Below are 12,717 nucleotides of genomic sequence, written 5' to 3' on the forward strand. Positions count from 1 at the left end.
ATGGGACACCGCGAGCAGTTGTTGGCAGGCGCCAAACGCTGCCTCTATGAGCGCGGTTATGCGCGCACCACGGCCCGCGACATCGTCGCCGCGTCGGGAACGAACCTTGCCTCCATCGGCTATCACTTCGGGTCGAAGGAAGCACTGCTGAATGCTGCAGTGATGGAGGCGTTCGAGGAGTGGGGCGAGGAACTTGAGCGGGCGATGCCCGGGCAGGGTGGCTCCGGTGAGAGCGGTGAGGAGCAACTCGTCGCCATGTGGACACGGGTGACGAAATCCTTCCAGCTGCATCGCCCGTTGCTCGTCGCCAGTATCGAGGCATTTGCCCAGGCCGAGCACGCTCCGGAATTGCGGAAGCAGCTGGCTGACGACTACGAGCGCGCCCGTGGCGCGATGGCCGAGTTCATCGCGCCCGGCGACGCTCGTGAGGACAATCGTGTCGCCCGTGCCGTCGGCTCTTTGCATCTCGCGATGCTCGCGGGGCTGAGCCTTCAGTGGCTTCTCGATGGCGAACGCGCCCCGACGGGGCAGGACATGGTGGATGCCTTGCGTGCCGTGTCGCAGGGGCTGGGTGACGTCGCACCCGACGTTGCGGGTGCGACGGTTGCGGCCGACGACGATCTGGGGTCGGACGATCCGGTTGTGAACGAGGCCTAGGGGCCGAGTAGGGGTACTGGTCGACAGGGCGTCTGTCTTATCGTTGTCCTGGGCGTTCTGATTCCCCGTCACCACGACGCAACCGCGGGGATTCCGGATGGCGTGGGGCCTGTTTTCCCCCGAAACGGTTCAGCGTCTGCCCTGTCGGTCCGGAGAGCCGATATCACCACACCCGTGTTCTCCGGACCGGCCGCACAAATTCCGTCCCGTTTTTCTTGTCATTTCCCGTAATGTGCCACCTGGCCGGACTGGCTGTCACGAAGCCGCTACAGGGCAGTCGGCCGGCTGTATCAAAATTCCGAAGGCGATCGCAATCCGCACCGCAATGCCGTTTGTTCAAGAGATTACATAGGGATTGACAAGGAACGGCAAGGGTAATGGTGCGAAGGCTTTTTTCAACATGTCATTGGGTAGTGTTCTCAGGGCATGTAGTGACGAGCGACGGCCTTCAGCGGAAGCGTCGGCGGGGTAACTCAACGAGACGGAGGCCTTCCGTGCGCGTGCGGGCTCGGCCAGGGGTGGACGTTGCCGTCCTGGAGGACGGACGGCTTGAACTCACGTGCCCTGCGTCCGGTTCGCGCTTCCTGTGCAGTGCCATCAGCACCGCCATGTGGATCGCCCTGCTTCAGCAGGGAGGCCGGCCCGACGCCGCAGCCGCGCTGCTGGCGAAGCACTGGGACCTCAACCCCGAGTACATGCAGTCCGATTTCAGCCTCTGGATCGAAGAGCTGCGCGCCGCGGGGCTGTTGCAGATCATCGCCTGACGGTGAGGCGGGTGACGGCGAGGCGGGTGACGGCGAGGCGGGTGACGGCGAGGCGGGTCACCGACACTTCGAAGAGCTCGTCCGTACAGACGCACCCTTCCTGGTTGCCGGGCTCCGGACGACCGTCGGGAAGCGGCCCTTGAGGGTGCAGAGCGCCCGGGCGACGCCGTCGGACCGCTCGCCGACGTCGCCCACGACGAGCAGCCGGTCCCCGTCGGACCGCGGACGCGGACCGTCCACTGTCCTCCGGTTCTCCGGATGCGCGACGTGCAGGTCGCACATGGCCTGCGGGCTTCATGGCCTGCGGGCTTCCTCGGGTCACTTCGCGGCCATGGCGCCGCGCTCCGCGACGAACTGCCGGATCTCCCGAAGTACCTGCGGGGCCTGCGAGTTGAGGTAGAAGTGGCCGCCGTCGAAGAAGCGGAAGGTGGTGTCCTCCGTCGTGTGCTCGGCCCACGAGCGGGCCTCGTCCTCGCTGACCTTCGGGTCGTCGTTCCCGATCAGGACGACCACCGGGCAGCCCACCCGCGGGCCCGTCTGCGGGCGGTAGGTCTCGGCGGCGCGGTAGTCGCTGCGCACCGCGGGGAGGATCATCCGCAGCACGTCCTCGTCCCCGAGGACCGCCGGGTCCGTGCCGCTGAGGCTGCGCAGTTCCGTGAGCAGCCCCTCGTCGTCGGACTGGTGCACACGCTCGTCCCGCCACCGCGACGGTGCCCGGCGCCCGGAGGCGAAGAGACCGAGCAGCGTCGTGCCCTTGGCCTCCAGTCGCAGGGCCACCTCGTAGGCCAGCGACGCGCCCATGCTGTGCCCGAAGAAGGTCAACGGCCGGTCGAGCCAGGGTTCGAGCTCCGGGACGATGAGGTCGGCCAGCTTCTCGACACTGTCCACCAAGGGCTCCGTACGGCGCTCCTGACGCCCCGGATACTGCACCGCCACCACGTCGATCTCGGGCGACAGGGCGCGTGAGACGGGGTGGTAGAAGGTCGCGGAGCCACCGGCGTGCGGGAAGCAGACCAGGCGCGTCGAAGCGTCCGGCGCGGGGTGGTAGCGCCTGATCCACCTCTCGGAGTTCGTCGCCATGCTGAGGTGTGTCCTTTCGGTTCCAGACGGTTTGCGGGGCCGTTCGGCCGGCTGGGCGGGGGGTGTTACGACCGCCACCGCGTCCCGGCGCGGGACGGCTCCCACCGTCCTCGCCCCGGGACGTCGGCGCGGGACCCCGCGGAGTCCTCCCGCGAGACCGCGGACTCCCACTTGCCTGCCGCGCCGTTGAGGCAGCGCGAGCGGCGAGTCGGCCTTACCCACCCATTGGACGTCGCGACGCCCCTGGCCCGCCAGCACATACACCCCCTACGTTGCTCCCTGTCACCCCTAACCTCCGGCGCGGCGACGGCCGGTGCGGCCGACCCTGAACCCGCGGAACCCGGTCCGGACCCGCCTCTCGCGGCCGGCTCGGCGCCTGCCCAGGCATTTTTGCCCGGGCAGGCGCACTTCCCCTGTTCCTAGAAGAAGCCCAGCTTCTTCGGCGAGTACGACACGAGGAGATTCTTCGTCTGCTGGTAGTGCTCCAGCATCATCTTGTGGTTCTCACGGCCGATGCCGGACTGCTTGTAGCCGCCGAACGCCGCGTGCGCCGGGTACGCGTGGTAGCAGTTGGTCCACACCCGGCCCGCCTGGATCGAACGGCCCGCGCGGTACGCCGTGTTGATGTCCCGCGTCCACACACCGGCCCCGAGCCCGTACAGCGTGTCGTTGGCGATCTTGATGGCGTCGTCGAAGTCCGCGAACGACGTGACCGACACGACGGGGCCGAAGATCTCCTCCTGGAAGATCCGCATCCGGTTGTCGCCCTGGAAGATCGTCGGCTGGACGTAGTAGCCGCCCGCCAGCTCACCGTCGTACTCGATACGGTGACCGCCCGTCAGGACCTTGGCCCCCTCCTGCTGGCCGATGTCCAGGTAGGAAAGGATCTTCTCCAACTGGTCGTTGGAGGCCTGGGCGCCGATCATCGTCTCGGTGTCGAGCGGATGGCCGGGCTTGATCAGCTCTGTACGGGCGACCGCCGCGTCGAGGAACTCGCTGTAGTGGCCCTCCTGGATGAGCGCCCGGGACGGGCAGGTGCACACCTCGCCCTGGTTCAGCGCGAACATCGTGAAGCCTTCGAGCGCCTTGTCCCGGAAGTCGTCGTCCCGCGCCCAGACGTCGTCGAAGAAGATGTTCGGCGACTTGCCGCCGAGTTCGAGCGTGACCGGCTTTATGTTCTCGGAGGCGTACTGCATGATCAGCCGCCCCGTCGTGGTCTCGCCGGTGAAGGCGACCTTCGCCACGCGCGGGCTGGACGCGAGAGGCTTGCCCGCCTCGACCCCGAAGCCGTTGACGATGTTCACCACGCCCGGCGGCAGCAGATCCGAGACCAGGCTCATCCAGTAGTGGATCGATGCCGGGGTCTGCTCGGCGGGCTTGATGACGACCGCGTTGCCCGCGGCGAGCGCCGGGGCCAGCTTCCACACCGCCATCAGGATCGGGAAGTTCCACGGGATGATCTGCGCCACGACGCCCAACGGCTCGTGGAAGTGGTACGCCACAGTGTCGTCGTCGACCTCGCCGAGCGAGCCCTCCTGGGCGCGGATCGCCCCGGCGAAGTAGCGGAAGTGGTCGATGGCCAGGGGGATGTCGGCGGCCAGTGTCTCGCGGATCGGCTTGCCGTTCTCCCAGCTCTCCGCGACCGCGAGCTTCTCCAGGTTGGCCTCCATCCGGTCGGCGACCTTGAGGAGGATGTCGGCGCGCGCGGTCACCGACGTCCGGCCCCAGGCGGGAGCGGCCGCGTGCGCCGCGTCGAGCGCGCGGTCCACGTCCTCCGCCGTGCCCCGCGCGATCTCCGTGAACGGCTGCCCGTTCACCGGACTCGGGTTCTCGAAGTACTGCCCGCGGGCCGGCGGCGAGTACTCGCCGCCGATGAAGTGGTCGTACCGCGACTGGTAGGAGACGATCGCGCCCTCGGTGCCGGGCGCCGCGTAACGGGTCATGTGCTCTGCCTCCCGTGGAAGGACCGCCCGCCGTTGGACGGCTCTCGGCGCGAGGGTAGGTACGGAGAGGTTGCAGGTACGTTGCGCCCCCGGCCCGGCCGCGATGTCGGGGGGAGTGGCTTGTGGCTTGTCGGCCGAGGCTTGCGGGGTGCGGGGTGCGGGGTGCGGGGTGCGGGGTGCGGGGTGCGGGGTGAGGGGTCGGGATCGGGGTCGGGGTACGGGGCACGAAGTTTGGGGTGCGGTGCCGGCGTCGGCGTGGGGCGTGGGTGTACGGAAATGAGGGTGGGGCTGGGCGGCGAAGAGAGCCTCGCTGTCGCCGTCGGCGTGAGCGTGCCTCGTGGCCGTGAGCGCGGTGGCCCTCAGCGCGGAGCCCGGCCTCGGCTCGCGGACGCGGACTGCTCGGCCTCCAACTCCTCCAGGCGTGCCCGCACCGGAGGCGTCGGACGTATCGCAGCCAGCGTCCGCCACGCGTCGAGGTCGTCCTCGCCCCATGGGGCGTGCGCCCAGTCCGCCAGCAGATCCGGATCGCGGCCGGAGACGAGCGCCGCGCGCAGCCCGTCGGCGAGCCGACGGCGCAGCCGCACCACCGCCGGAGCCCCCGAACCGGGCAGCAAGGGGCCGGTGTACGCCGCCACCGCCGCCATGACCGCGCCGACGCCGAGCTTGCGCTCCACCACCTCGACGTCGGACTCGACCGGAACCGTGAGCCGATACGGCCTCGAACCGAGCACCCCCGCCCCGAGGAGGCGCCGGAGGCGGGCCAGCTCCGCGCGCAACGTCACCGGCGTCACCGACTCGTCCTCGTACAGCGCGCACAGCAACTCGTCGCCGGTCAGTCCCTCGGGGTGCCGGGACAGCAGCACCAGGATCTCGCTGTGCCTGCGGCTCAGTCGCGCCTTGCTGCCGCCCGCGACGAGCAACGCCTCGTCCCGGCCCAGAGCGGTCAGTTCGAGCACGTCGGTCGTGGTCGGTGCCGGGGTGAGCAGCGCCAGCTGGGACTCCGCGGCGCGGGCCACGGCCTGCACGAAACCCAGGCTGTGCGGATGCGCCAGCCCGTCCCCGCCGGTGACGTCCACCGCACCGAGCAGCCGTCCGGTACGCGGATCATGTACCGGAGCCGCCGCGCACGTCCACGGCTGGACGCTCCGGATGAAGTGCTCCGCCGCGAACACCTGCACCGGCCGGTCGAGCGCGACCGCCGTACCGGGAGCGTTCGTGCCCACCGCCGACTCCGCCCACCGCGCACCCGGCACGAAGTTCATCCCGTCCGCCTTCTGCCGCGTCCCGGGATGGCCCTCGACCCACAGCAGCCTGCCCTGTGCGTCGCACACCGCGAGGAGGTGTTCGCCGTCCGAAGCGAAGGTCCCCATGAGTTCACGGAACAGCGGCATCACTCGTGCCAGTGGGTGCTCCGCCCGATAGGCCCCGAGGTCCCCGTCGGTGAACTCCACACACGCGGAGCCGTCCGGCCCAACCCCCGCCCGTGCCGAACGCCGCCATGAATCGGCCACCACGGACCGTACCGGCCGCGGGACCGTGCCCGCCTCCGTGAACGTCTCGTGGGCGCGGCGCAGGACGCGCACCCGCTCGACGGGATCGGCACCCGGTTCCAGGGCCACCCATGGATCGGTCAACTCGGCCTCCCCGGAAGGCTGTGCGGCTGGGGACATCGTCACTCCGGTGGCGGACGCGGACAAGTACCGCGGACCGATGGTCAGGCGAAGTTGACCAGTCTCATGTAGCGCGTCCAGTCCCAGTGCGGGCCGGGATCGGTGTGGTCGCTGCCCGGCACCTCGTAGTGAGCGAGGATGTGCGAACGGTCCTTGGGGATGCGGTACTTGGTACAGATCGCCGCGGTGAGCTTCGCCGACTCCTCGTACATGGCGTTGGTGAAGTACGCGGGCTTGTCCACCCAGCCCTCGTGCTCGATGCCGATGCTGCGGGTGTTGTAGTCCCAGTTGCCCGCGTGCCAGGCGATGTCGCGCTCGCGCACCATCTGCGCGACGTGACCGTCGGCCGACCGGACGACGTAGTGCGCGGACACCTTCTTCTTCGGGTTCTGGAAGATGGCCAGAGTGTTCGCATAGGTCGCCTGCGTCACGTGGATGATCACGAAGTCGACCGGATGGCTCGTCGGGCGGCCGGCGACCGTGTAGTTGGAGGTGCTCGCCGGCGACCACTCGGACGGCGGGTAGTCGATCCCCTGCGGTTTCGCGCCCGCCCGGGTGGTGGGCAGTAACGCCGTGGAGAGCGTGGCGAGTGCCGCACTTTGCAGCAGGCGCCGCCGACTGGGAAGGGCCGCGGGCAGGAACTTGGGTCGGTCCATGAGGGGTACCTCTCGGTGACAACGGAAGTGGGGTGGGAGTTGGGAGCGGCGCGGGTGTGTGTGCGAAGTCGCGGTGGTGGCACCGGAGACGATGGGGGCGTCGGTGGCGGTGTTGGTGGCCGCGTCGATGGTGGTGGCGGGACGACTCAACGTCCCAGTGCGGCGGCGGTTTCGCGCAGGAGTCCGTGCAGTCCCCGGTGGGTCTCCCGCTCGGGCAGCCATTCCTTGCGGAGCTTGGCGACGCACGTGTAGTTGGTGTCGCAGACATTGGCCAGCGGCGACTCGACGGTCTGGGTCGCGAACTGGTAGGCGTCCAGCTCACTGAACCCGTAGTCCCGCACCAGCCACTGCACCAGATCGAGTTGCGATATGCGGAACGCGTCCTCCAGCGGGCGCGCCGAACCGGTCGAGATGATGTGGGTGTCGGACTCGATGCGGGGCCATGGAGTGGCGACCCCCTTGAGCAACTCGACGATCACCACGGTGTTCATCGCACACTCCACAGCGACCCCGCAGGTCTCGCCCTCACCCTGCCGGGCGTGTCCGTCACCGAGGCTGAGCAGCGCTCCTTCGACGTTCACTCCGAGATAGCAGGTGACACCGGCCCGCATCTCGGGTGTGTCCATGTTCCCGCCGTGTGCGTCCGGCACGAGAGCGGAGCGCACCTCCAGGTTGGCGGGCGCCACCCCGACGGTGCCGTGCATCGGGTCCATGGGCAGCTCGATCCGGATGTCGCTGTCGCGGGCGCTGAACAGCGCGGTGCGGCGCGCCCGGTCGAGCTGCCAGATCCACACGGTCTCCGGCAGGGGCGGCTGCAGCGTGGCCGTGGTGTGCGTGGACGTGAGCGCCCCGAACAGCGGGACCGTCGTCGACGCGGCCCAGTCCCGCGCCGGCTCGATCGACACGAAGTGCACGGCGACCGTGTCGCCCGGCTCCGCGCCCTCCACATGGAACGGACCCGTCTGCGGATTCAGGAACGGGAACTCGCACACCTCGGACACCAGGTCCTTCTCCGACCGCACCCGCCCGGCGAAGCAGTCCTCCGTATAGAGGTCGAGGACCGTGCCCGGCGCGATGCGCGCCACGGGCGGCGCACCGCCGAACGTCCAGGCGTACTCGCCGGGTTCGGGACGCACGGTCAGGATTCGCGGGTCGCTCATGGTGCACAGCTCCGTTCTGCCGAAGGGCGGCGGACGACGTCGCAGTGGCACCACGAGCACCACCACTGCGGCCATCATCCAGGCAGCGGCCACCGAATCCACGTACGACACCGGCGCCGTCAGCCCGGACACGCCTCCGTCCGGTTCGTCCGACGGTGGCGTCTCGCGTGAATCACGGTACGGCTCTCGTCGGTTGGGGAGGAAGAACACTCTCAGGTCCGTGGACAACGCTGTGACTGTGGATAACTCCACCACCCACAAGGGGGATTGAGGCGCGTTGCCCTCGGCGCCGCCTCGCGCCCGGACGCAGCGAAGAGAGCGTCGTGACGGGGCTGCAGACCAGGCCGAGAACCTCACGAGCCCGATCGTCCAGGACGTGTTGGGCGTGCCCTACGCCCCGCCGCCACCCAGCGCCGCCCCGGTGCCCGACACGGCCGCCGGATCGTCCATCACGGCCCGCACAACCGAGTGCGCGGCGCCCAGCAACGGGCCCTCGGAACCGAGCCGGGAGACGGACACCGCGCAGGCGGGACCGGCGGTCCTGCGGGCCAACTCCCGCTCCAGCGACGGCAGCAGCCAGGGCGCGAGCCCGGACAGTGCTCCGCCCAGCACGACGGCTTCGGGGTCGAGCAGGTTGACGGCGCCGGTCAGCGCGATGCCGAGAGCGGTCCCTGCGTCACGCAGGGCCCGGCGCACGTTCTCGTCGCCCTGCGCCGCTCGCTCGGCCAGCAGTCCGACACGGTCCTCGCCCGGTTCCAGGCCGGCTGCGCGCAGGACGGCCTCCTCGCCGGCGTACTGCTCCAGACAGCCGCGTCCGCCGCACGCACACGCAGGCCCTTCGGGACGCACCGGGACGTGCCCCAACTCGCCCGCGAAGCCATGCGTCCCGCGCAGCAGCCGCCCGTCCACGACCACCGCCCCGCCGATGCCGATCTCGGCGGAGACGTGCACGAAGTCGCGCGGCGCGGTCTCGTTGAGCCAGAGTTCGGCCAGTCCGCCGAAGTTCGCCTCGTTGTCCACGGTCAGCGGGACCTCGTCCGGCAACAGAGCGCCGAGGTCCGTGTCGTGCCAGTCGAGATTGGGGGCGCGCACCACGGTCCGGGCGTCGCGCGCCACCAGGCCGGGTACGGCGACGGCGAGTCCCGCGGGCCGCAGGCCCTCCTTGGCCGCCTCGGCGACGACCTGCCGTATCAGCCGGGTCAGTTCCCGCAGCACCGGTTCTGGCGACCGGCCGCGGTTGGTCCCGTGCCGCACCGCCCGGGCCCGTACCTCGCCGCGCAGATCGACCGCGCACACGGCGAGATGATCTACGCCCACCTCCGCACCGATGCCCGCCGGACCGCGTCCGCTGAGGGCGAGCGCCGAGCCGGGCCGCCCCACCCGCCCGGGCCGCTCGGGACCCAGCTCCTCAAGGAGTCCCGAGCGGATCAGCTCGTCCACGAGAGTGGAGACAGCCGCGCGCGTGAGCCCGATGCGTGAGGCGACGGCGGCACGGGACAGCGGCCCCTCGGCGTTCACGGTGTGCAGCACCCGCGAGAGATTGCGACGCCGCATGCCCTGTTGCGTATCGGGCAGCCGACGGCCGGGACTGCTGGGATGGGCCTCGTGCAGCGGTGCGGTCATGCCTCCGTCAATCCTCGTTCAGTCCTCGTCCGGGTCAGTCCTCGCCCGGCCGGTCGCCTCAGGGTTGTTCGGTCCGTGCGCGCCGATCTGTCGGTGTGCGCGACGCCTCCGGAAGGGGGCCGCCGGTGCTGAACGGCCCCTGCCTCCTCGGGCGCGGGCATCAGCGCTGATCGGCCTCCCGCTCCAGCAGCGGGGCCGCGTCGGAGAGTACCCCGGCGATCCGCGCCAGCGCCGCCTCGTCGCGCTCCACGGCGTTCAGCACCGGCCCACGGGCCGTGTCCCAGCGCCTGGCCACCGCCGCCGGATCCTCGCCGGTCAGTACGCCCGCGGCCTGCGCGGCGGCACCGAGCGCCACCAGTTCCCTGGCCTCGGGCACCTGAACGGGCCGCCCCGACAGCCGTCGGACGGTCTCCTGCCAGGCCGTGCCCCGCGCGCCGCCGCCGATGAGCAGCAGCGGTGCGGAACGGTCCGCGTCCTCGTCGAGCACCAGGTCGAGCGCGCCGAGCAGCGAGTGGACCGCCCCGTCGTACGCGGCCTGGAGCAGCTGCCCGCGTGTCGTGTCGTGCCGCAGCCCGTGCAGCAGGCCCGAGGCGTGCGGCAGGTCAGGAGTGCGCTCGCCGTCCAGGTAGGGGAGCAGCGTCACGCTCGTGCCCGGTTCGACGGCCTCGCGGTCGATGCCCAGCAGAGCGGCGACGCGGTCCACGGCGAGCGTGCAGTTGAGGGTGCAGGCCAGCGGCAACCAGTCGCCGCGCGCGTCGGCGAAACCCGCCACGGTGCCGGTCGGGTCGGCAGGACGGCGCGTGGAGACCGCGTAAACGGTTCCGGACGTGCCGAGGCTGAGGACCGGGGTGCCCGGGCGCAGCCCGAGTCCGAGCGCCGCGGCGGCGTTGTCACCGGTGCCGGGCGCGACCAGGGTGCCTTTGGAGAAGGGCAGGTCCCCGCTGCCGCGCACGGTTCCGGCGACCTCGCCGGGCCGCACCACCCGGGGCAGCAGGGCGGGGTCGAGCCCCACATGACGGAGGACCTCCTCGTCGTACGACTCCGTTCCGGACGCCCACCAGCCCGTGCCCGAGGCGTCGCCGCGGTCGGTCGTGCCCAGCCCCGTGAGGCGCTCGGTGAGGTAGTCGTGGGGGAGTCGCACGGCGGCGGTCGCGCGGACGGAGTCGGGCTCGTGCTCGGCGAGCCACGCCCATTTGGTGACCGTGAAGGACGGGCCCGGCACACTGCCGGTGCGCTCGGCCCAGGCTTTCGGGCCGCCCAGCTCCTCCACGAGACGGCGTGCCTGCGGCGCAGAACGCACGTCGTTCCACAGCAGGGCGGGACGTACCGGGTCGCCCTGGGCGTCGAGCGTGACGAGACCGTGCTGCTGGCCGCCCACGGACACCGCGGCGGCCTCACGTGCCGCGTCCCCGCACTGGTGCAGGGCCTCGCACAGCGCGTCCCACCACTGCCGCGGATCGCTCTCGCGACCCGCCCCGGAGGAGACGGTGTGCGGCGCCTGGCCGCTCGCCACGACCTCGCCGGTGGCCGCGTCCACGACCAGGGCCTTGGTGGACTGGGTGGACGTGTCCACGCCGACGACGAGCGGACCCTCGGCTGCTGACATCGGGCTCTCCCTCTTCCGCGGCTCCGCGGGATCTGACCTGGTGTTTTCGGTGTGGATCCGGGCCCACTCGGCACGGATTCCACACCTCGTCCCCGTTCGAGGACATCTTGTCTCTTCCCAGAGATGCCTCCGCATACTAATTTGTTAAGTGCCATGACGAAATAGTCGGAGCAAGCAAGGAGCCGCGGCATGAACTACCAGCCCACCCCCGAGGACAGGTTCACCTTCGGCTTGTGGACCGTCGGCTGGCAGGGAAGGGACCCGTTCGGCGACGCCACCCGGGCCGCCCTGGACCCGGTCGAGTCGGTACAGCGCCTGGCTGAGCTCGGCGCCTACGGAGTGACCTTCCACGATGACGACCTGATCCCCTTCGGGTCCTCGGACACCGAGCGCGAGTCGCACATCAAGCGCTTCCGGCAGGCTCTCGACACGACCGGTATGACCGTGCCGATGGCCACCACGAACCTGTTCACGCACCCCGTCTTCAAGGACGGCGCCTTCACCGCCAACGACCGGGACGTACGCCGCTACGCCCTGCGCAAGACGATCCGCAACATCGACCTGGCCGTGGAGCTGGGCGCGCAGATCTACGTCGCCTGGGGCGGCCGTGAGGGCGCCGAGTCCGGCGCCGCCAAGGACGTGCGGGTCGCGCTCGACCGCATGAAGGAGGCCTTCGACCTCCTCGGCGAGTACGTGATCTCCCAGGGCTACGACCTCCGCTTCGCGATCGAGCCGAAGCCGAACGAGCCCCGCGGCGACATCCTCCTGCCGACGGTCGGCCATGCCCTGGCGTTCATCGAGCGCCTGGAGCGGCCGGAGATGTACGGCGTCAACCCGGAGGTGGGCCACGAGCAGATGGCCGGGCTGAACTTCCCGCACGGCATCGCCCAGGCCCTGTGGGCCGGCAAGCTCTTCCACATCGACCTCAACGGCCAGTCCGGCATCAAGTACGACCAGGACCTGCGCTTCGGAGCGGGCGATCTGCGGTCGGCGTTCTGGCTCGTCGACCTCCTGGAGTCGGCCGGTTACACGGGTCCGAGGCACTTCGACTTCAAGCCGCCGAGGACCGAGGACTTCGACGGCGTGTGGGCGTCGGCCGCCGGCTGCATGCGCAACTATCTGATCCTGCGCGAGCGGACGGCCGCCTTCCGGGCCGACCCCGAGGTCCAGGAGGCCCTGCGTGCCTCGCGTCTGGACGAGCTGGCACAGCCCACCGCCGCCGACGGCCTTCAGGCGCTGCTCGCGGACCGCGCGGCCTTCGAGGACTTCGACGCCGAGACGGCTGCCGCGCGCGGGATGGCGTTCGAGCACCTGGACCAGCTGGCCATGGACCACCTGCTGGGCGCCCGGGGCTGATTCCGTACGGCTTAGGTTCGCTTCCGTACGGCTTACGTTCGGTGCCATTCGGCTTCCGTTCGGTTCCGATCGGTCGGAGCTCAGCCGGAACCCGGCCCGGGGACTCCTGCGCGGAATCCTCCGGAATCATGCGATCCATGCCATGAGTCCGTATCAAGTTCCGCGCAGGGGTCGCATCGTGACCGGTTCGAGGCGACTCTTG

General features: G+C 70.3%; 10 protein-coding genes. 3 read left to right on the forward strand and 7 right to left on the reverse strand.

Going from position 1 to position 12,717, the window contains the following annotated elements:
* Both JEQ17_RS40545 and JEQ17_RS40550 read left to right on the forward strand, forming a co-directional pair.
* Nucleotides 1–657, forward strand: coding sequence for a TetR/AcrR family transcriptional regulator (locus JEQ17_RS40545; RefSeq protein WP_200399883.1), 657 nt, complete (start codon nt 1–3; stop codon nt 655–657).
* A 494-nt stretch (nt 658–1,151) separates the two neighbouring features.
* Nucleotides 1,152–1,421, forward strand: a complete 270-nt coding sequence (locus tag JEQ17_RS40550; protein ID WP_200399884.1) for a PqqD family protein — start codon at nt 1,152–1,154, stop codon at nt 1,419–1,421.
* A gap of 318 nt (nt 1,422–1,739) precedes the next feature.
* Here JEQ17_RS40550 and JEQ17_RS40555 read toward each other — a convergent pair whose 3' ends face one another.
* The 7 genes from JEQ17_RS40555 to xylB form a co-directional block, all read right to left on the reverse strand.
* Nucleotides 1,740–2,501 (reverse strand): thioesterase II family protein, encoded by a 762-nt coding sequence (locus tag JEQ17_RS40555; RefSeq protein ID WP_200399885.1) that lies wholly within the window; start codon nt 2,499–2,501, stop codon nt 1,740–1,742.
* A 419-nt stretch (nt 2,502–2,920) separates the two neighbouring features.
* Entirely contained in the window at nt 2,921–4,444 is a 1,524-nt protein-coding gene (exaC, locus tag JEQ17_RS40560) for an acetaldehyde dehydrogenase ExaC (RefSeq protein WP_200399886.1), read from the reverse strand.
* Between the two features lie 359 nt (nt 4,445–4,803).
* Nucleotides 4,804–6,114, reverse strand: a complete 1,311-nt coding sequence (locus JEQ17_RS40565; protein WP_200399887.1) for a GAF domain-containing protein — start codon at nt 6,112–6,114, stop codon at nt 4,804–4,806.
* Nucleotides 6,115–6,158: 44 nt separating this feature from the next.
* A complete protein-coding gene (locus JEQ17_RS40570; protein ID WP_200399888.1) occupies nt 6,159–6,770 on the reverse strand; it encodes an N-acetylmuramoyl-L-alanine amidase in 612 nt (203 codons plus the stop codon).
* Between the two features lie 146 nt (nt 6,771–6,916).
* Complete coding sequence (locus tag JEQ17_RS40575) at nt 6,917–7,930, reverse strand: acetamidase/formamidase family protein (RefSeq protein WP_200399889.1); 1,014 nt, start codon at nt 7,928–7,930, stop codon at nt 6,917–6,919.
* 390 nt (nt 7,931–8,320) lie between these two features.
* Entirely contained in the window at nt 8,321–9,553 is a 1,233-nt protein-coding gene (locus JEQ17_RS40580; RefSeq protein ID WP_200399890.1) for an ROK family transcriptional regulator, read from the reverse strand.
* 160 nt (nt 9,554–9,713) lie between these two features.
* Nucleotides 9,714–11,159 carry a xylulokinase gene (xylB, locus tag JEQ17_RS40585; RefSeq protein WP_200399891.1) on the reverse strand — a complete coding sequence of 482 codons (1,446 nt, stop codon included), beginning with the start codon at nt 11,157–11,159 and terminating at the stop codon, nt 9,714–9,716.
* A 189-nt stretch (nt 11,160–11,348) separates the two neighbouring features.
* On the opposite strand from xylB, the gene xylA reads away from it, so the two are divergent.
* Complete coding sequence (xylA, locus tag JEQ17_RS40590) at nt 11,349–12,515, forward strand: xylose isomerase (RefSeq protein ID WP_200399892.1); 1,167 nt, start codon at nt 11,349–11,351, stop codon at nt 12,513–12,515.
* The last annotated feature ends 202 nt before the right edge of the window (nt 12,516–12,717 follow it).

The sequence above is a fragment of the Streptomyces liliifuscus genome, from assembly GCF_016598615.1.
Lineage (GTDB): Bacteria > Actinomycetota > Actinomycetes > Streptomycetales > Streptomycetaceae > Streptomyces > Streptomyces liliifuscus.